The 18,142-nt window shown below is 57.2% G+C and carries 19 protein-coding genes; 17 read left to right on the top strand and 2 right to left on the bottom strand.

Going from position 1 to position 18,142, the window contains the following annotated elements; all coding sequences use genetic code 11:
- The first annotated feature begins 34 nt into the window (after positions 1–34).
- From G6Q29_RS14480 to queE, 3 genes are read left to right on the top strand one after another with little or no spacing between them, the layout of a single operon-like run.
- Positions 35–1,594: a PTS transporter subunit EIIC gene (locus G6Q29_RS14480; protein WP_165466172.1), complete on the top strand. Its 1,560-nt coding sequence runs from the start codon at positions 35–37 to the stop codon at positions 1,592–1,594.
- Entirely contained in the window at positions 1,594–2,301 is a 708-nt protein-coding gene (locus G6Q29_RS14475; RefSeq protein WP_165466171.1) for an N-acetylmannosamine-6-phosphate 2-epimerase, read from the top strand. Before G6Q29_RS14480 ends, G6Q29_RS14475 begins: the two co-directional genes overlap by 1 nt.
- A 54-nt stretch (positions 2,302–2,355) precedes the next feature.
- Positions 2,356–3,027: a 7-carboxy-7-deazaguanine synthase QueE gene (gene queE / locus G6Q29_RS14470; RefSeq protein ID WP_165466170.1), complete on the top strand. Its 672-nt coding sequence runs from the start codon at positions 2,356–2,358 to the stop codon at positions 3,025–3,027.
- A gap of 88 nt (positions 3,028–3,115) precedes the next feature.
- Here queE and queD read toward each other — a convergent pair whose 3' ends face one another.
- Entirely contained in the window at positions 3,116–3,481 is a 366-nt protein-coding gene (gene queD, locus G6Q29_RS14465; RefSeq protein WP_006811776.1) for a 6-carboxytetrahydropterin synthase QueD, read from the bottom strand.
- Between the two features lie 303 nt (positions 3,482–3,784).
- Here queD and cysJ point away from each other — a divergent pair, with 303 nt between their 5' ends.
- The 3 genes from cysJ to cysH are packed head-to-tail and all read left to right on the top strand — an operon-like array spanning position 3,785 to position 8,052.
- On the top strand, positions 3,785–5,590 hold the full coding sequence (gene cysJ / locus G6Q29_RS14460; RefSeq protein ID WP_165466169.1) for an NADPH-dependent assimilatory sulfite reductase flavoprotein subunit: 1,806 nt from the start codon (positions 3,785–3,787) through the stop codon (positions 5,588–5,590).
- Complete coding sequence (gene cysI, locus G6Q29_RS14455) at positions 5,590–7,302, top strand: assimilatory sulfite reductase (NADPH) hemoprotein subunit (protein ID WP_165466168.1); 1,713 nt, start codon at positions 5,590–5,592, stop codon at positions 7,300–7,302. The genes cysJ and cysI overlap by 1 nt, the downstream gene beginning before the upstream one ends.
- A 15-nt stretch (positions 7,303–7,317) precedes the next feature.
- Positions 7,318–8,052: a phosphoadenosine phosphosulfate reductase gene (gene cysH / locus G6Q29_RS14450; protein WP_165466167.1), complete on the top strand. Its 735-nt coding sequence runs from the start codon at positions 7,318–7,320 to the stop codon at positions 8,050–8,052.
- Positions 8,053–8,121: 69 nt separating this feature from the next.
- On the opposite strand, the gene G6Q29_RS14445 is transcribed toward cysH, so the two are convergent.
- Positions 8,122–9,165 (bottom strand): aminopeptidase, encoded by a 1,044-nt coding sequence (locus G6Q29_RS14445; RefSeq protein WP_165466166.1) that lies wholly within the window; start codon positions 9,163–9,165, stop codon positions 8,122–8,124.
- Between the two features lie 237 nt (positions 9,166–9,402).
- Here G6Q29_RS14445 and cysG point away from each other — a divergent pair, with 237 nt between their 5' ends.
- The 11 genes from cysG (at position 9,403) to G6Q29_RS14390 (ending at position 18,111) form a co-directional block, all read left to right on the top strand.
- On the top strand, positions 9,403–10,761 hold the full coding sequence (gene cysG, locus G6Q29_RS14440; RefSeq protein WP_165466165.1) for a siroheme synthase CysG: 1,359 nt from the start codon (positions 9,403–9,405) through the stop codon (positions 10,759–10,761).
- A gap of 9 nt (positions 10,762–10,770) precedes the next feature.
- Positions 10,771–11,679: a sulfate adenylyltransferase subunit CysD gene (gene cysD / locus G6Q29_RS14435; RefSeq protein WP_006811770.1), complete on the top strand. Its 909-nt coding sequence runs from the start codon at positions 10,771–10,773 to the stop codon at positions 11,677–11,679.
- 9 nt (positions 11,680–11,688) lie between these two features.
- Entirely contained in the window at positions 11,689–13,113 is a 1,425-nt protein-coding gene (cysN, locus tag G6Q29_RS14430) for a sulfate adenylyltransferase subunit CysN (protein ID WP_165466164.1), read from the top strand.
- Complete coding sequence (gene cysC, locus G6Q29_RS14425) at positions 13,113–13,718, top strand: adenylyl-sulfate kinase (RefSeq protein WP_165466163.1); 606 nt, start codon at positions 13,113–13,115, stop codon at positions 13,716–13,718. Before cysN ends, cysC begins: the two co-directional genes overlap by 1 nt.
- A gap of 58 nt (positions 13,719–13,776) precedes the next feature.
- Positions 13,777–14,103 carry a DUF3561 family protein gene (locus tag G6Q29_RS14420; RefSeq protein WP_006811767.1) on the top strand — a complete coding sequence of 109 codons (327 nt, stop codon included), beginning with the start codon at positions 13,777–13,779 and terminating at the stop codon, positions 14,101–14,103.
- Positions 14,104–14,182: 79 nt separating this feature from the next.
- Positions 14,183–14,494, top strand: a complete 312-nt coding sequence (gene ftsB / locus G6Q29_RS14415) for a cell division protein FtsB (protein ID WP_003862095.1) — start codon at positions 14,183–14,185, stop codon at positions 14,492–14,494.
- Between the two features lie 19 nt (positions 14,495–14,513).
- On the top strand, positions 14,514–15,224 hold the full coding sequence (ispD, locus tag G6Q29_RS14410) for a 2-C-methyl-D-erythritol 4-phosphate cytidylyltransferase (RefSeq protein ID WP_165466162.1): 711 nt from the start codon (positions 14,514–14,516) through the stop codon (positions 15,222–15,224).
- Positions 15,224–15,703, top strand: coding sequence for a 2-C-methyl-D-erythritol 2,4-cyclodiphosphate synthase (gene ispF / locus G6Q29_RS14405; protein ID WP_165466161.1), 480 nt, complete (start codon positions 15,224–15,226; stop codon positions 15,701–15,703). Before ispD ends, ispF begins: the two co-directional genes overlap by 1 nt.
- The gene (gene truD, locus G6Q29_RS14400) at positions 15,700–16,749 is read left to right on the top strand and encodes a tRNA pseudouridine(13) synthase TruD (RefSeq protein WP_165466160.1); all 1,050 of its coding nucleotides are present in this window, start codon (positions 15,700–15,702) and stop codon (positions 16,747–16,749) included. The genes ispF and truD overlap by 4 nt, the downstream gene beginning before the upstream one ends.
- On the top strand, positions 16,730–17,491 hold the full coding sequence (gene surE, locus G6Q29_RS14395) for a 5'/3'-nucleotidase SurE (RefSeq protein ID WP_165466159.1): 762 nt from the start codon (positions 16,730–16,732) through the stop codon (positions 17,489–17,491). Before truD ends, surE begins: the two co-directional genes overlap by 20 nt.
- Positions 17,485–18,111, top strand: coding sequence for a protein-L-isoaspartate(D-aspartate) O-methyltransferase (locus G6Q29_RS14390; protein ID WP_165466158.1), 627 nt, complete (start codon positions 17,485–17,487; stop codon positions 18,109–18,111). Before surE ends, G6Q29_RS14390 begins: the two co-directional genes overlap by 7 nt.
- The last annotated feature ends 31 nt before the right edge of the window (positions 18,112–18,142 follow it).

Here is an 18,142-nt window from a genome sequence, read left to right as displayed (position 1 = left end):
TAAAAATTTTCATCATTAACCAGAGGGATAAAAAATGATGCAAATGTTCAGCGGAGCGTCTTCCGGCGGATGGTTTGAAAAAGCGCAGCGCTTTGGCAAATCCTTTATGTTACCCATCGCGATACTGCCCGCAGCCGGTCTGTTGCTGGGGATCGGCGGGGCGCTATCGAATCCGAATACGCTTACCGCGTATCCATTTTTAGACGTTGGCTGGCTACAGGCCATCTTTACCATCATGAGCAGTGCAGGCTCGATTGTGTTTGCAAACCTGTCGGTACTGTTCGCTGTTGGGGTCGCCGTTGGGCTGGCGAAAAATGATAAAGGCACGGCAGGGCTGGCGGCGTTGCTCGCTTATCTGGTGATGAATGCCACTATCAATGCGCTGCTGATCCTGACCGGAAAACTGGCGCATGAGAACCCGGGTGCCGCAGGACAGGGCATGACGCTGGGTATTCAAACGCTTGAAACGGGCGTGTTTGGTGGGGTAGTTATTGGGCTGGTGACCTGCGCACTGCATCATCGGTTTAATAAAATCGCGCTTCCGCAATTTCTGGGCTTCTTTGGCGGCTCGCGCTTTGTACCCATTATCAGCTCGCTGGCGGCAATACTCGTCGGCGCGCTGATGACCGTGGTCTGGCCGCATTTTCAGAAGCTGATCTTTGGCCTCGGCGGGCTGGTGGATGCCACCGGCTATCTGGGGACTTTGCTGTACGGCTTCATCCTGCGCATGCTTGGCCCGTTTGGCTTGCACCACATCTTTTATCTTCCATTCTGGACCACCGCGCTTGGCGGCAGTGAAATTGTCAACGGGCACCTGGTCGAGGGCACGCAGCGGATCTTCTTCGCCCAGCTCGCCGACCCGAACACGCAGCACTTCTATGAGGGCACGTCGCGCTTCATGTCCGGGCGCTTTATAACAATGATGTTTGGTCTTCTGGGCGCCTGTCTTGCGATGTACCACACGGCCAGGCCGGAGAACAAGAAGCGCGTTGCCGGACTGCTGCTTTCCGCGGCGTTAACCTCTTTCCTGACCGGCATTACTGAGCCTGTCGAGTTCTCATTCCTGTTTATTGCCCCGGTGCTGTACGTCATTCATGCGCTGTTTGACGGGCTGGCGTTCATGCTCGCACACATTCTGCACATCACCATCGGACAAACTTTCTCCGGCGGGTTTATTGATTTCGTGCTGTTCGGCATTTTGCAGGGGGAAGCGAAAACTAACTGGATGTTCGTCCCGCTGGTGGGCGTACCGTGGTTCTTCCTTTACTACTGTACTTTCCGCTATCTGATTAAACGTTTTGATTTTGCTACGCCGGGCCGTGAAAAGGAGGCGGTAGCTGACGAGGCTACCCTGCTGCAAAGCGAGCGCGCCGCGGCGGTGATCGCCGGGTTGGGAGGAAAAGACAATCTGGATGACGTTGACTGCTGCGCCACGCGCCTTCGCGTCACGGTGAAAGACGGTAGCAAAGTCAATGAATCTGCACTGAAAGCGACCGGCGCGCGCGGCGTTATCGTCCGCGGCAACGGTGTCCAGGTCATCTATGGCCCGCACGTCACCATTATCAAAAACGAAGTAGAAGAGATCTTATCGTAATGAAAACTGTACTGGATACGCTGAAAGGAAAACTGGTCGTCTCCTGCCAGGCGCTGGAAAACGAACCGCTGCACAGCCCGTTTATTATGTCGCGAATGGCGCTGGCGGCGGCCCAGGGCGGTGCTGCGGCGATCCGCGCCAATAGCGTGGTGGATATCGACGCTATCAAAGGTCTGATCTCACTGCCGGTAATCGGCATCATCAAACGAGACTATCCGGACAGCGAGGTGTTCATCACCGCGACGCTCAAAGAAGTGGATGAGCTGATGGCGGTCGCCCCGGACATCGTTGCGCTGGATGCAACCGCCCGGAAACGGCCTGGTGGCGGATCGCTGAATATGCTGATCGCGCAGATCCGCGCCCGTTACCCTTCGCTGCTGCTGATGGCGGATATTGCCACCGTGCAGGAGGCCGTGACCGCGCAAAGGCTGGGGTTTGATTGCGTCGGAACCACCCTTTACGGTTATACGGCGGAGACCGCGGGCCATTCGCTACCGCAAAATGACTGCGCGTTTTTGAAAGAGGTGCTGTCCGCCGTCACGATCCCCGTAATTGCCGAAGGTAACGTGGATACGCCTGAACGCGCAGCCAGGTGTCTGGCGCTGGGGGCGCATACGGTTGTCGTCGGCGGGGCGATAACCCGACCGCAGCAAATTACGGAACGGTTTATGACGGCAATTGGCGCGCAAAGCACCGATGGAGCATGATCATCTGACGGGGATCTGCGATACTTATCGTTTATCCCCTTAACAGAGTTGACTATGCAGTACCCGATTAACGAGATGTTCCAGACCCTGCAAGGCGAGGGTTACTTTACCGGCGTTCCCGCTATCTTTATTCGTCTACAGGGATGCCCGGTTGGCTGCGCCTGGTGTGATACCAAACATACGTGGGATAAGCTCGCAGATCGGGAAGTGTCACTGTTCAGTATACTGGCGAAAACCAAAGAGAGCGATAAATGGGGCGCGGGCAGTGCGGAAGATCTGCTCGCCATTATTGGTCGTCAGGGCTGGACGGCGCGGCACGTGGTGATCACCGGCGGGGAACCCTGCATTCACGATCTGATGCCGCTCACCGAACTGCTCGAAAAGAATGGCTATAGCTGTCAGATCGAAACCAGCGGCACCCATGAAGTGCGCTGCTCTCATTCAACATGGGTAACGGTTTCACCAAAAGTGAATATGCGCGGCGGTTATGACGTGCTGTCGCAGGCGCTTGAGCGTGCTGATGAGATCAAACATCCGGTGGGGCGCGTGCGTGACATCGAAGCGCTGGACGAACTGCTGGTGACGCTGACGGACGAAAAGCAGCGCGTTATTGCCCTACAGCCTATCAGCCAGAAAGACGATGCGACCCGTCTGTGCATTGAAACCTGTATCGCCCGCAACTGGCGCCTGTCGATGCAAACGCACAAATATCTGAACATTGCCTAGAAAAAAGCCCGGTGGCGCTCGCGCTTCCCGGGCCTACGATTAGAGGCTTTAACAGGCCGGGTAAGGCGAAACCGCCACCCGGCAAGCATCACTCTCCGCGGTAGACGCAGCCTGCCGTACAGGTCTCTTTGATCATCACCGCGCTCAACAGCGGCACAAGCGGTTTCATCTGATCCCAGATCCATTTCGCCAGCACTTCGCTGGTCGGGTTTTCAAGGCCCGGAATATCATTCAGATAGTAGTGATCGAGACGATCGTAGGTCGGCTTAAACGCGGCCTTCAGTTCGGCAAAGTCCATGATCCAGCCCGTATGGGGATCGACTTCACCGGTGATTTCAAGACGCACCATAAACGAGTGTCCGTGCAGGCGGCCACATTTATGCCCGGCAGGTACGTGTGGAAGGTGGTGTGCGGCTTCGAAGGTGAAATCTTTAAACAGTGTGGTGGACATCATAGCTCTCAGGAATGCGGAAAAAACCGCCGCATAGTACCGGAAAGCACAATTTTTAGCATTAACTAAAACGGCTCTCAACGGTCACCGCCTCGTATTCATGGTATTTATTAGGTTTTATTGTTTAATTTCAAATGGTTATTTAATCGTTTTTATCGTTAAGAACGATAACTAAAACAGGTTAGTCCATTTGGTTATTTATTATTTCCATCCCTTCTTTAATTGTTATTATCGCCGCCGTTAACCTTATCTTCAGTTTGGATTTATTCGCTTAAAGTCCGCTTTGCTACTGGAACATAACGACGCATGACAACACAGGCCCCACCTTCAAATTTGCTTCCCCTTAACCCGGAGCAACTGGCGCGCCTACAGGCCGCGACTTCCGATTTTTCACCCACCCAGCTTGCCTGGGTCTCCGGCTATTTCTGGGGAATGCTGAACCAGCAGCCGGGGGCTGTGGCTGGCGTATCACCAACTGCCGTTGAAATTCCAGCCATTACGCTTATCTCCGCTTCGCAAACGGGTAATGCCCGGCGTGTGGCCGAAGCATTGCGTGATGACCTGATCGCCGCAAAGTTGAACGTCAACCTGGTCAACGCCGGGGATTATAAATTCAAACAGATCGCGTCAGAAAAAATGCTGGTGGTGGTGGCGTCAACGCAGGGAGAAGGTGAGCCTGCGGAAGAAGCCGTCGCGCTGCATAAGTTCCTGTTCTCCAAAAAAGCGCCAAAGCTGGAGGGCACCGCCTTTGCCGTCTTCGGCCTCGGTGACACGTCCTATGAATTTTTCTGCCAGTCTGGTAAAGATTTCGACAGCAAGCTGGCGGAGCTGGGCGCAGAGCGCCTGCTGGACCGCGTAGATGCTGATGTCGAATATCAGGCCGCCGCCGCCGAATGGCGGGCGCGCATCGTTGAGGTGCTGAAGGCCCGCGTCCCGAAAGAGACGCCCGCGCAGGCTGCCGTTACCGCAGCGGGCACCGTCAATGAAATCCACACCAGCCCTTACACGAAAGAGGCGCCGCTGACGGCGAGCCTGTCGGTAAACCAGAAAATCACGGGCCGTGATTCGGAAAAAGACGTGCGCCATATCGAAATCGATCTTGGCGACTCCGGTCTGCGTTACCAGCCTGGCGATGCGCTGGGCGTCTGGTATCAGAACGATCCGGCGCTGGTTCAAGAGCTGGTTGAGCTGCTCTGGCTGAAAGGCACGGAGCCTGTTCAGGTGGAAGGCAAAACGCTGCCGCTCTCTGAAGCGCTCCAGTGGCATTTCGAACTGACGGTGAACACCGCTAACATCGTTGAAAACTACGCGACCTTAACGCGCAGCGAGTCCCTCCTGCCGCTGGTGGGGGACAAGGCGAAGTTACAGCATTACGCCGCGACGACGCCGATTGTCGATATGGTGCGTTTCTCCCCGGCACAGCTGGATGCCGACGCGCTGATCGGCCTGCTGCGTCCGCTGACGCCGCGCCTTTACTCCATCGCCTCCTCACAGGCTGAAGTGGAAAGCGAAGTCCACATCACCGTCGGCGTGGTGCGCTACGACATCGAAGGCCGCGGGCGGGCGGGCGGGGCGTCGAGTTTCCTGGCCGATCGCGTGGAAGAAGAGGGCGAGGTGCGCGTCTTTATCGAACATAACGACAACTTCCGCCTGCCAGCGAACCCGGAAACACCAGTGATTATGATTGGCCCAGGTACCGGCATCGCGCCATTCCGCGCCTTTATGCAGCAGCGCGCGGCAGACGACGCGCCGGGTAAAAACTGGCTGTTCTTCGGAAACCCGCACTTCACCGAAGATTTCCTCTACCAGGTTGAGTGGCAGCGCTACGTCAAAGAGGGCGTGCTGACCCGCATCGATCTGGCCTGGTCTCGCGATCAGAAAGAAAAAGTATATGTACAAGACAAACTGCGCGAACAGGGCGCAGAGCTGTGGCGCTGGATCAATGACGGTGCCCACATTTATGTCTGCGGCGACGCCAATCGCATGGCGAAAGACGTTGAGCAGGCTCTGCTGGAAGTGATTGCCGAATTCGGCGGTATGGATGCCGAAGCGGCGGATGAATTTTTAAGTGAGCTGCGCGTAGAGCGCCGTTATCAGCGAGATGTCTACTAATGAGCGAAAAACACCCTGGCCCACTGGTGGTCGAAGGCAAACTGTCTGATGCCGAGCGCATGAAGGTAGAGAGCAACTACCTGCGCGGGACTATTGCCGAAGATTTAAATGACGGCCTGACCGGCGGTTTTAAAGGTGACAACTTCCTGCTGATCCGTTTCCACGGTATGTATCAGCAGGACGACCGCGATATTCGCGCCGAGCGTGCCGAACAGAAGCTGGAGCCACGTCATGCCATGCTGCTGCGCTGCCGTCTGCCGGGTGGCATTATCACCACCAAACAGTGGCAGGCGATCGACAAGTTTGCCCATGACAACACGATTTACGGCAGCATTCGTCTGACTAACCGTCAGACCTTCCAGTTCCACGGCATTCTGAAGAAGAACGTCAAGCCGGTTCACCAGATGCTGCACTCCGTCGGGCTGGACGCGCTGGCGACGGCCAACGACATGAACCGTAACGTGCTATGCACCTCAAACCCGTACGAGTCCGAGCTGCACGCGGAAGCGTATGAGTGGGCGAAAAAGATCTCCGAGCATCTGCTGCCGCGCACCCGCGCCTATGCGGAGATTTGGCTCGATCAGGAGAAAGTCGCCACCACCGACGAAGAGCCGATCCTCGGTCAGACCTATCTGCCGCGTAAGTTCAAGACCACGGTGGTGATCCCGCCGCAGAACGATATCGATCTGCACGCCAACGACATGAACTTCGTGGCGATTGCCGAAAACGGCAAGCTGGTGGGCTTTAACCTGCTGGTGGGCGGCGGTTTGTCTATCGAGCACGGTAACAAGAAAACCTACGCCCGCACCGCGAGCGAGTTCGGCTTCCTGCCGCTGGAACACACGCTGGCCGTAGCGGAAGCCGTGGTCACGACCCAGCGCGACTGGGGTAATCGTACAGACCGTAAAAATGCGAAAACCAAATATACTCTGGAGCGCGTGGGCATAGAGACGTTCAAAGAAGAAGTGGAGCGTCGCGCGGGTATCAAGTTTGAGCCAATCCGTCCTTACGAGTTCACCGGTCGCGGCGATCGGATCGGCTGGGTGAAAGGCATCGACAATAAATGGCACCTGACGCTGTTTATCGAAAACGGCCGCATACTGGATTATCCGGGCCGTCCGCTGAAAACCGGCCTGCTGGAAATCGCAAAGATCCACAAAGGCGAGTTCCGTATTACCGCCAACCAGAACCTGATCGTCGCCAGCGTGCCGGAAAGCGATAAGGCGAGAATTGAAGAGCTGGCCCGCGAGCACGGGTTGATGAATGCGGTGAAGCCGCAGCGCGAAAACTCAATGGCCTGCGTGTCGTTCCCGACCTGCCCGCTGGCGATGGCCGAAGCCGAGCGTTTCCTGCCGTCCTTCACGGATAAAGTGGAAGCGATTCTGGAAAAACACGGGATTCCGGACGAGCATATTGTTATGCGCGTGACGGGCTGTCCGAACGGCTGCGGTCGCGCGATGCTGGCCGAACTCGGTCTGGTAGGGAAAGCGCCGGGTCGCTATAACCTGCACCTGGGCGGTAACCGTATCGGGACGCGTATTCCGCGTATGTTCCGCGAGAACATCACCGAACCGGAAATTCTCGATTCCCTCGACGTGCTTATCGGTCGCTGGGCGAAAGAGCGCGAAGCGGATGAAGGCTTCGGCGACTTTACAGTACGTGCGGGCATCATTCGCCCGGTGCTCGATCCCGCAAGGGATTTCTGGGAGTAACCACGAGAGGTATTTATGTCCGTACTCGATCTAAACGCGCTCAACGCATTGCCAAAAGTCGAACGCATTCTGGCACTCGCAGAAACCAATGCCCAACTGGAAAAGCTGGACGCCGAAGGGCGCGTGGCGTGGGCGCTGGAAAACCTGCCGGGAGACTATGTGCTGTCGTCGAGCTTTGGTATTCAGGCGGCGGTCAGTCTGCATCTGGTGAATCAGATCCGTCCGGATATTCCGGTGATCCTCACCGATACGGGCTATCTGTTCCCGGAAACCTACCAGTTTATTGACGAGCTGACGGATAAGCTCAGGCTGAACCTGAAAGTCTACCGCGCGACGGAAAGCGCGGCCTGGCAGGAGGCGCGCTACGGCAAGCTGTGGGAGCAGGGCGTTGAGGGCATTGAGAAATACAATGCGATCAACAAAGTCGAGCCGATGAACCGGGCGCTGAAAGAGCTTAACGCGCAGACGTGGTTTGCAGGGCTGCGCCGTGAGCAGTCTGGCAGTCGCGCCACGCTTCCGGTGCTGGCGGTGCAGCGCGGCGTGTTCAAAGTGCTGCCGATCATCGACTGGGATAACCGTACGGTGTACCAGTATCTGCAAAAGCACGGGCTGAAGTACCATCCGCTGTGGGATCAGGGCTACCTGTCGGTAGGCGACACCCATACCACGCGTAAATGGGAACCGGGAATGGCGGAAGAAGAGACGCGATTTTTTGGGCTGAAGCGCGAGTGCGGGTTGCACGAAGGGTGATTCCTGAACCCCCCTCTCCCTGTGGGAGAGGGGTGGGGAGGGCATCAGGCCACGCTATACTTAAAAAACTCAGCCTTTCCCCGCTTTCGCCAGCTCCTTCACCAACGGCAGCATCACTTTCACAACATCCCTGCTGCGGTGCTCAATTCGCTGCGGTAGCGCTTTATCAATGTGTTGCTGATTATCCAGCCGCACATCATGCCAGCTGGTCCCGTCCGGGAAGGCTTTCGATTTGCTGCGCTGCTGATAGCCATCTTTTTTGCCCAGCGCCCAGTTCGTCGCTTCGACGTAAAGCACCGGGATGCCCGCCTTATCAAACACTTCACCGTCATTACAGCAGCCTGTGCCTTTAGGATACTCCGGATTACCGCCCGGATTTGTCGCGGCATAGACGCCATGCGCGCGGGCAAGCGCCAGCGCCCGGTCGCGGGTGAGTTTACGTACGCTGCTCGGCGTGCTCTGTCCGCTATTAAAATAGAGCTTATCCCCCACGATCAGATTATCGAGGTTAACCACCAGCAACGTATTTTTCTTCTCCTCAGCGCTCATGCGTTTAAGGAGATTCTCAGCGCCGAGTTTTCCTTCTTCTTCGCCGCTGGTCGCGACAAAGCGAATGCTGTATTTCGTCGGAATATTCTTCAGGCGTTCGGCCAGCTCAAGCATCACGCCCAGCCCCGCGGCATTGTCATCCAGCCCCTGAAGCGTCAGCCCGCCGAGGTTATTATCGACGTCGGCGTCGCTCAACGGCGTGTAGGTATCAAGGTGCGCCATAATCATAATTTGCTGAGCCGCCTTGCCTTCGTGCGCTGCAATAACCGTGCTGCCGGTTATGTTATGCCAGTTCTGCGTTTTATTACGGGAGGTATAGATGTAGCGGCTATGGAAAGCGCGAATGTCACTTTTATAGCCCATGTCTGCAAACTGCTGACGAATATAGTCTGCCGAGAGCATCTCGGCTGGGGTTCCGGTCATGCGGCCCGGAAAGACCGTAGCAATATGCCGCGCCTGCGTGCTGGCTATTTCGCCGTAAGATTGATTTTTTGCCTGAGCCGGAAGGATAAAGCAAACGCCGAGCGCCAGGGCAACGAATCGGTGGCGCATTGCGGAAAACATAGGGAGTCCTTAAAAACAGAGCAAAATTTTAACCTGCATAGTATGAAACTGTGACCGGGTAGACACAATTTGAATTGCTCTTAAATGCCCGAAATTTCGCGTGTTAAGCACTTTTTGATATTTGCTTTTCCACGGCGTTATTCCATTGAGTAACTACTCATTCCAATTCGTAATTTCATTCGGTCTAAGCCGCCCCCTATAGTCCCTTTATTCCTGGTTGTTAGCGAGTTGTTGCCTGTGGACTATCTCCCCCTTTTTGCCGCCTTAAAAGACCGACCGGTACTGGTTGTCGGGACAGGTGAAATTGCCGATCGCAAAATCGCGTTCCTGCAACGCGCCGGGGCGCAGGTACAGGTTGTCGCAGAGGCAGATTTTGAAGCGTCTCAGATCGACAGCGTGGTGCTGGTGATAGCGGCAACCGAAGATCGGGCGCTCAACCGCCGCATCTCCGACGCAGCCCAGGTCCGTCACCGTCTGGTGAACGTGGTAGACGACCAGCCGTTGTGTTCATTTATCTTCCCGTCGATTGTCGACCGCTCGCCGCTGCTGGTGGCGATCTCCTCCGGCGGCACCGCCCCGGTGCTGGCGCGCGTGCTGAGAGAAAAAATCGAAGCGCTGCTGCCGACCAGCCTCGGGCGCATGGCGGAGAAAGCCAGCTACTGGCGCAACCATCTGAAAACACGCCTGACCAGCGTGACGGAACGCCGTCGCTTCTGGGAGCGTGTGTTTCGCGGCCGCTTTGCCAGCCTGATGCAGGCCGGTAACGAGACGGCGGCGCAACAAATCCTCGAAGACGAACTGGATAACCCCGGCAGTACGGGCGGGGAGATCATTCTGGTGGGCGCCGGGCCGGGCGATGCCGGGCTGCTCACGCTGCGTGGCCTCCAGGTTCTTCAGGATGCGGACGTGGTGTTCTACGACCACCTGGTCACTGACGGCGTGCGCGAGTTGATCCGCCGCGATGCAGAACAGATCTGCGTCGGCAAACGGGCGGGCGAGCACTCTGTGCCGCAGCACGATACCAACCAGATGCTGATTGACGCCGCGAAAGCGGGCAAAACCGTGGTGCGCCTGAAGGGGGGCGATCCGTTTATCTTCGGTCGCGGTGGCGAAGAGCTGCTGGCGGCAGCCGAAGCGGGCATTCCGTTCCAGGTCGTACCTGGCATTACGGCGGCGTCAGCAGTAACGGCCTACGCCGGCATTCCGCTGACCCATCGCGACTATGCGCAGAGCGTCACGTTTGTAACGGGTCACTACAAGGCGGACAGCACGCCGTTTGACTGGTCACATCTCGCCCAGAGCCGGCAAACGCTGGCGATATACATGGGCACGATGAAAGCCGCAGACATCAGCGAACAGCTTATTCAGCACGGTCGCGAGGCAACGACGCCCGTTGCCGTGATTTCTCGCGGCACGCGTGTCGATCAGCACGTCGCAATCGGCACATTACAAGAACTCGCAGACCTGGCGAAAGACGCTCCAATGCCCGCCCTGATCGTGGTGGGGGAAGTGGTACAGCTGCACAGCACGCTCGCCTGGTTTCAGCACACAACCGATACAGAAGGCTTTGGTTCTTCTGTCGTAAATTTGGCTTAAGGAACGGTTATGGACCAAAAACGACTTACTCACCTGCGGCAGCTCGAAGCGGAAAGTATCCATATTATCCGCGAAGTGGCCGCCGAGTTTTCTAACCCGGTGATGATGTACTCCATCGGTAAAGATTCCAGCGTCATGCTGCACCTGGCGCGTAAAGCGTTTTATCCGGGTACGCTGCCGTTCCCGCTGCTGCACGTGGATACCGGCTGGAAATTCCGCGAGATGTACGAATTCCGCGACCGTACCGCAAAAGCCTACGGCTGCGAGCTGCTGGTGCATAAAAACCCGGAAGGGGTGGCGATGGGCATTAACCCGTTCGTGCACGGCAGCGCCAAGCACACCGACATCATGAAAACCGAAGGGCTGAAGCAGGCGCTGAACAAATACGGCTTTGATGCGGCCTTCGGCGGCGCGCGTCGCGACGAAGAGAAGTCCCGCGCCAAAGAGCGTATCTACTCTTTCCGCGACCGCTTCCACCGCTGGGATCCGAAAAACCAGCGCCCGGAGCTGTGGCACAACTACAACGGCCAGATCAACAAGGGCGAAAGCATTCGCGTCTTCCCGCTCTCCAACTGGACCGAACTGGATATCTGGCAGTACATCTACCTGGAAAATATTGAGATCGTTCCGCTGTATCTGGCGGCCGAGCGCCCGGTGCTGGAGCGCGACGGCATGCTGATGATGATCGACGACGATCGCATTGATTTACAGCCGGGCGAAGTGATCAAAAAACAGATGGTCCGTTTCCGTACTCTCGGCTGCTGGCCGTTGACCGGCGCGGTGGAATCCAGCGCGCAGACGCTGCCCGAGATCATTGAGGAGATGCTGGTGTCGACCACCAGCGAGCGACAGGGCCGCGTGATTGACCGCGACCAGGCAGGCTCCATGGAGCTGAAGAAACGTCAGGGGTATTTCTAAGGAGCCGCCATGAATACGACTATTGCCCAACAAATTGCCGATGAAGGCGGCGTAGAAGCTTATCTGCACGCCCAACAGTACAAAAGCCTGCTGCGTTTCCTGACCTGCGGCAGCGTCGATGACGGGAAAAGCACGCTGATAGGGCGTCTGCTGCACGACACGCGCCAGATCTACGAAGATCAGCTCTCTTCCCTGCACAATGACAGTAAACGCCACGGCACCCAGGGCGAAAAACTCGACCTGGCGCTGCTGGTGGATGGCTTGCAGGCGGAGCGCGAGCAGGGCATCACCATTGATGTTGCCTATCGCTACTTCTCCACCGAGAAACGCAAATTTATTATCGCCGACACCCCGGGGCACGAGCAGTACACCCGTAACATGGCGACCGGCGCGTCCACCTGTGACCTGGCGATCCTGCTGATCGACGCCCGTAAAGGCGTGCTGGATCAGACTCGTCGTCACAGCTTTATCTCTACGCTGCTGGGGATCAAACACCTGGTGGTAGCGGTGAACAAAATGGATCTGGTGGACTACAGCGAAGCGCGATTCGACGAGATCCGCCAGAGCTACCTGACCTTTGCTGAACAGCTGCCGGGCAACCTGGATATTCGCTTCGTACCGCTCTCGGCGCTGGAAGGGGATAACGTTGCCTCTCAGAGCGCGAATATGCCGTGGTACAGCGGCCCAACGCTGCTGGAAGTGCTGGAAACCGTTGAAATTCAGCGCGTAGTCGACTCCCAGCCGATGCGCTTCCCGGTGCAGTATGTGAACCGTCCGAACCTTGATTTCCGCGGTTTCTCGGGCACCATTGCGTCCGGCCTGGTGAAGGTGGGCCAGCGCGTGAAGGTGCTGCCGTCCGGTGTGGAATCGGCCATTGCCCGTATCGTGACCTTCGATGGCGATCTGGACGAAGCCGGGGCAGGTGAAGCGGTAACCCTGGTATTGAAAGACGAAATTGATATCAGCCGCGGCGACCTGCTGGTCGACGCGCAGGAAACGCTGGCGGCGGTGCAGGGCGCATCCGTGGATGTCGTGTGGATGGCGGAACAGCCGCTGACCGCAGGCCAGAGCTATGACATTAAAATCGCCGGCAAGAAAACCCGCGCCCGCGTGGACGGCATTCAGTTCCAGGTGGACATCAATAACCTGACCCACCGTGACGTGAGCGAGCTGCCGCTGAACGGCATCGGTCTGGTGGATCTGACCTTCGACGAGCCGCTGGTGCTGGATCCGTATCAGCAGAATCCGGTGACGGGCGGGCTGATCTTCATCGACCGCCTGACTAACGTCACCGTCGGTGCCGGCATGGTGCGTGAGCCAAACGAGCTGGCGACCGTGACTTCTGAATTCAGCGCGTTCGAACTGGAGCTGAACGCGCTGGTGCGTAAGCACTTCCCGCACTGGGGCGCACGCGATCTGCTGGGAGGCAAGTGATGGCGGCCCATGATGAGAACGTCGTCTGGCATCCTCATCCGGTCACCGTCGCCCAGCGCGAACAGCTCCACAGTCACCGTGGGGTTGTGCTGTGGTTTACCGGGCTGTCTGGCTCCGGTAAATCCACGGTGGCAGGCGCGCTGGAAGAGGCGCTGCATCAGCAGGGGGTGAGCACCTACCTGCTGGACGGCGACAACGTGCGTCACGGTCTGTGCAGCGATTTGGGGTTCAGCGACGACGACCGGAAGGAGAACATTCGTCGTGTGGGAGAAGTCGCCAGCCTGATGGCGGATGCCGGGCTGGTGGTGCTGACGGCGTTTATCTCCCCGCACCGCGCCGAGCGCCAGATGGTGCGCGAGCGCGTGGGGCAGAATCGCTTTATCGAAGTGTTTGTGGATACGCCACTGGCAATCTGCGAAGCGCGCGATCCGAAAGGGCTGTATAAAAAAGCCCGCGCGGGAGAGCTGCGAAACTTCACCGGCATTGACTCGGTTTACGAAGCGCCTGAATCCCCTGAGATTCATCTGGAAGGTCAACAATTGGTAACAAATTTAGTAAGCCAATTATTAGACCTGCTCAGACGGGACGATATTATCAGATCCTGAGACGGTATCGTTCGGGAGCTGTCTTCCCGAGCGATGAGTCACGGTCACAGGATTAGCTATGCGCAACAGTGAAAACTACATGATTACCACCGGGTCGGAACCGTTAACGACCGACGACGAAACGACCTGGTCCTTCCCTGGGGCGATTGTCGGCTTCGTGTCGTGGTTACTGGCGCTGGGTATCCCGTTTTTGATCTACGGTGGTAACACCCTCTTTTTCTTCCTCTATACCTGGCCTTTCTTCCTCGCGCTGATGCCCGTTGCGGTGGTTGTGGGCGTTGCGCTGCACTCCCTTTTTAACGGCAAGCTCCTGTATAGTACCCTCATCACTATTGCCACCGTTGTGGTCATCTTTGGCCTGCTGTTTTTATGGCTGATGGGCTAACTTACGGCATAATTAAAACCCCGCAGTAGAGTCCAGCGGAAAGTTATGGGATGATGATGCCGTTTTTTCAGGGGGCAGGATGGGTAAACTAACGCTGCTGTTGCTGGCTTTGCTGGTCTGGCTGCAATATTCGCTGTGGTTCGGCAAAAACGGACTGCACGACTATAGCCGGGTGAGCGATGACGTCGCGGCACAGCAGGCGACAAACGCCAAACTTAAAGCGCGTAACGATCAACTTTTTGCTGAAATTGATGACCTCAATGGCGGCCAGGAGGCGATTGAGGAGCGCGCACGCAATGAACTCAGTATGACTAAGCCGGGCGAAACGTTTTACCGTCTGGTTCCGGATGCGTCTAAACGCAATCAGGGCTCCGCACAAAACAATCGATAATCAGGCCCAGGATTACGACATGGCAGCAACTTTTTCGGACGTCTGTGCCGTGGTGCCGGCCGCAGGTTTTGGCCGGCGCATGCAGACAGAATGTCCTAAGCAGTATCTCTCAATTGGCGATAAAACGATCCTCGAGCATGCCGTGGCGGCGCTGCTGGCACATGCCCGGGTGAAACGCGTTGTTATTGCCATCAGCCCCGGCGATGCGCGTTTTGCGCAGCTCCCGCTGGCGAATCATCCCCAGATTACCGTTGTTGACGGCGGCGCAGAGCGGGCCGACTCTGTACTGGCGGGCCTTCAGGCTGCCGGAAACGCGCAGTGGGTGCTGGTGCACGATGCCGCGCGTCCCTGTCTGCATCACGACGATTTGTCGCGTCTGCTGGCGCTGAGTGAAACCAGTAAAGTGGGCGGCATTCTGGCCGCCCCGGTGCGTGACACCATGAAGCGTGCCGAACCGGGTAAACCGGCGATTGCGCACACCGTTGAGCGCGTCGATCTATGGCACGCGCTGACGCCACAATTTTTTCCCCGCGAATTACTCCACGACTGCTTAACGCGTGCGCTTAAAGAAGGTGCGACCATTACGGACGAAGCCTCGGCGCTGGAGTATTGCGGTTTCCACCCAACGCTTGTTGAAGGGCGCGCTGATAATATAAAAGTAACGCGCCCGGAAGACTTACAGCTCGCGGAATTTTATCTTACCCGTACGACCCCTCAGGAGAAGGCATAATGCGTATTGGACACGGTTTTGATGTACACGCCTTTGGCGGAGAAGGCCCAATTATCATTGGCGGCGTGCGTATTCCTTTCGAAAAAGGTCTGCTGGCGCATTCTGATGGCGACGTGGCGCTGCATGCGCTGACCGATGCGCTGCTGGGTGCCGCCGCGCTGGGCGACATCGGAAAACTGTTCCCGGACACCGATGCTGCTTTTAAGGGCGCGGACAGTCGCGAACTGCTGCGCGAAGCCTGGCGTCGCATTCAGGCCAAAGGCTACACCCTCGGCAACGTTGATGTGACGATCATAGCTCAGGCACCGAAGATGCTGCCGCACATCCCCCAGATGCGCGTGTTTATCGCTGAAGATCTGGGCTGCCATATGGACGACGTCAACGTCAAAGCGACCACCACGGAGAAGCTGGGCTTTACCGGCCGTGGCGAAGGCATTGCCTGTGAGGCCGTGGCGCTGCTGGTAAAGGCGGCCAAATGACGGATTTCGACAACCTGACGTATCTGCACGGTAAACCGCAGGGCAAGGGTCTGCTGAAAGCCAACCCTGAAGATTTCGTGGTAGTGGAAGATCTGGGTTTTGAGCCGGACGGCGAAGGCGAGCATATCCTGGTGCGCATTCTGAAAAACGGCTGCAACACCCGCTTCGTGGCGGACGCGCTGGCAAAATTCCTCAAAATTCACGCCCGCGAAGTGAGCTTTGCCGGTCAAAAAGATAAACATGCCGTGACCGAACAGTGGCTTTGCGCCCGCGTGCCCGGCAACGCCATGCCCGATTTAAGCAAATTTGAGCTCGAGGGCTGTAAGGTACTGGAGTATGCCCGCCACAAGCGCAAATTGCGCCCGGGAGCGTTGAAAGGCAACTATTTCACGCTGGTGCTGCGTGAAGTGACCAACCGCGAAGACGTTGAAAAACGTCTGAACGCTATCGGTGAACGCGGCGTACCGAACTACTTTGGCGCACAGCGCTTTGGGATCGGTGGCAGTAACCTGCTGGGTGCGCTGCGCTGGGCGCAAAGCGATGCACCGGTGCGCGATCGGAATAAACGCAGTTTTTGGTTGTCGGCGGCCCGCAGTGCGTTGTTTAATCAGATGGTAAGCGAACGGCTGAAAAAACCGGACGCGAATCAAGTTGTTGTCGGCGATGCGCTACAATTAGCGGGACGCGGAAGCTGGTTTGTGGCAACGGCCGAAGAGATGGCCGATGCCCAGTCGCGTGTGGACGCTAAAGCGCTGATGATTACCGCCGCCTTGCCGGGCTCAGGCGACTGGGGAACCCAGGGCGAGGCGCTTGCCGCAGAGCAGTCAGCGGTGGCGGATGCGCCAGAATTACAATCCTTGCTGGTGCGGGAAAAGGTCGAGGCGGCACGTCGTGCGATGCTCCTCTACCCGCAACAGCTGAGCTGGAACTGGTGGGATGACGTAACCATCGAGTTACGCTTCTGGCTGCCGGCAGGTAGCTTTGCCACCAGTGTTGTCAGGGAACTTATCAACACGTCGGGTGATTATGCGAATATTGCTGAGTAACGATGACGGGATCCATGCGCCTGGTATTCAGACGCTGGCGAAACACCTCCGTGAGTTTGCGGATGTGCAGGTCGTGGCTCCCGATCGTAACCGCAGTGGCGCGTCTAACTCATTGACGCTGGAGTCTTCACTTCGCACCTTTACCTTTGAGAATGGCGATATTGCCGTACAGATGGGGACGCCGACCGACTGCGTGTTTCTGGGCGTGAATGCGCTGATGCGCCCGCGTCCGGATGTTGTGGTCTCCGGCATTAATGCCGGGCCAAATCTGGGCGATGATGTGATCTACTCCGGAACCGTGGCCGCAGCGATGGAAGGACGTCACCTGGGGTTCCCGGCGCTGGCGGTCTCGTTAAACGGTCATACTCACTATGAAACTGCCGCCGCGGTGACCTGCTCCATTCTCCGTGCGCTTGGCCGCGAGCCGCTGCGCACCGGGCGTATCCTCAACATCAACGTGCCGGATCTCCCGCTGGACGAGATCAAAGGGATCCGCGTGACGCGCTGCGGCAGTCGCCATCCGGCCGATCAGGTTATTCCCCAGCAGGATCCGCGCGGCAATACCCTGTACTGGATCGGTCCGCCGGGAGATAAATGCGATGCCGGGCCAGACACCGACTTCGCTGCGGTGGATGAAGGTTACGTTTCCGTTACGCCGTTGCACGTAGATTTAACCGCTTATAGCGCGCATGATGTGGTGTCGGACTGGTTAGATCGGGTCGGAGTGAACGCGCAATGGTAAGCAAACGTGTACAAACTCTTCTGGAACAACTTCGCGCACAGGGTATTCGCGACGAGCACGTGCTTGAGGCGCTTGCTCGAGTTCCGCGTGAGAAATTTGTAGACGAGGCGTTTGAACACAAAGCATGGGAAAACGTGGCGCTGCCTATCGGGCAGGGTCAGACGATTTCGCAGCCCTACATGGTGGCGCGTATGACGGAGCTTCTGGAGTTAACACCAGACTCCCGCGTACTGGAAATTGGCACCGGTTCAGGGTATCAAACCGCGATCCTGGCCCACCTTGTGCACCATGTCTGTTCCGTGGAACGGATTAAAGGCTTGCAGTGGCAGGCGCGTCGTCGCCTGAAACAGCTTGATTTACATAATGTATCGACACGACACGGCGATGGATGGCAGGGTTGGCAGGCTCGCGCCCCGTTTGATGCCATCATTGTCACGGCAGCGCCACCTGAAATCCCCGCAGCCCTTCTCTCGCAGCTGGATGAGGGGGGCATTCTTGTTTTGCCCGTCGGGGATGAGCATCAGTTTTTAAAGCGCGTTCGTCGTCGCGGCGGCGAGTTTATTATCGATATCGTGGAAGCCGTACGCTTTGTGCCCCTGGTTAAGGGCGAGCTGGCCTGAGACTCGGATTTTTCCAGGGTTATTAAGGCAA

The organism is Enterobacter cloacae, assembly GCF_011078175.1.
GTDB classification, from domain to species: domain Bacteria; phylum Pseudomonadota; class Gammaproteobacteria; order Enterobacterales; family Enterobacteriaceae; genus Enterobacter; species Enterobacter cloacae_Q.
The sequence above is the reverse complement of the archived record's forward strand: the minus strand, read 5'-3'. Positions and strand labels throughout refer to the sequence as shown.

Excerpts from the sequence above, each read along its gene's own strand:
- G6Q29_RS14480 (WP_165466172.1), top strand. The coding sequence starts at position 35 with ATGATGCAAATGTTCAGCGGAGCGTCTTCCGGCGGATGGTTTGAAAAA.
- G6Q29_RS14475 (WP_165466171.1), top strand. The coding sequence starts at position 1,594 with ATGAAAACTGTACTGGATACGCTGAAAGGAAAACTGGTCGTCTCCTGC.
- cysI (WP_165466168.1), top strand. The coding sequence starts at position 5,590 with ATGAGCGAAAAACACCCTGGCCCACTGGTGGTCGAAGGCAAACTGTCT.
- ispD (WP_165466162.1), top strand. The coding sequence starts at position 14,514 with ATGGCAGCAACTTTTTCGGACGTCTGTGCCGTGGTGCCGGCCGCAGGT.
- queD (WP_006811776.1), bottom strand. The coding sequence starts at position 3,481 with ATGATGTCCACCACACTGTTTAAAGATTTCACCTTCGAAGCCGCACAC.
- queE (WP_165466170.1), top strand. The coding sequence starts at position 2,356 with ATGCAGTACCCGATTAACGAGATGTTCCAGACCCTGCAAGGCGAGGGT.
- cysN (WP_165466164.1), top strand. The coding sequence starts at position 11,689 with ATGAATACGACTATTGCCCAACAAATTGCCGATGAAGGCGGCGTAGAA.
- surE (WP_165466159.1), top strand. The coding sequence starts at position 16,730 with ATGCGAATATTGCTGAGTAACGATGACGGGATCCATGCGCCTGGTATT.
- G6Q29_RS14390 (WP_165466158.1), top strand. The coding sequence starts at position 17,485 with ATGGTAAGCAAACGTGTACAAACTCTTCTGGAACAACTTCGCGCACAG.
- cysJ (WP_165466169.1), top strand. The coding sequence starts at position 3,785 with ATGACAACACAGGCCCCACCTTCAAATTTGCTTCCCCTTAACCCGGAG.
- ftsB (WP_003862095.1), top strand. The coding sequence starts at position 14,183 with ATGGGTAAACTAACGCTGCTGTTGCTGGCTTTGCTGGTCTGGCTGCAA.
- G6Q29_RS14420 (WP_006811767.1), top strand. The coding sequence starts at position 13,777 with ATGCGCAACAGTGAAAACTACATGATTACCACCGGGTCGGAACCGTTA.
- truD (WP_165466160.1), top strand. The coding sequence starts at position 15,700 with ATGACGGATTTCGACAACCTGACGTATCTGCACGGTAAACCGCAGGGC.
- ispF (WP_165466161.1), top strand. The coding sequence starts at position 15,224 with ATGCGTATTGGACACGGTTTTGATGTACACGCCTTTGGCGGAGAAGGC.
- cysH (WP_165466167.1), top strand. The coding sequence starts at position 7,318 with ATGTCCGTACTCGATCTAAACGCGCTCAACGCATTGCCAAAAGTCGAA.
- G6Q29_RS14445 (WP_165466166.1), bottom strand. The coding sequence starts at position 9,165 with ATGTTTTCCGCAATGCGCCACCGATTCGTTGCCCTGGCGCTCGGCGTT.
- cysD (WP_006811770.1), top strand. The coding sequence starts at position 10,771 with ATGGACCAAAAACGACTTACTCACCTGCGGCAGCTCGAAGCGGAAAGT.
- cysC (WP_165466163.1), top strand. The coding sequence starts at position 13,113 with ATGGCGGCCCATGATGAGAACGTCGTCTGGCATCCTCATCCGGTCACC.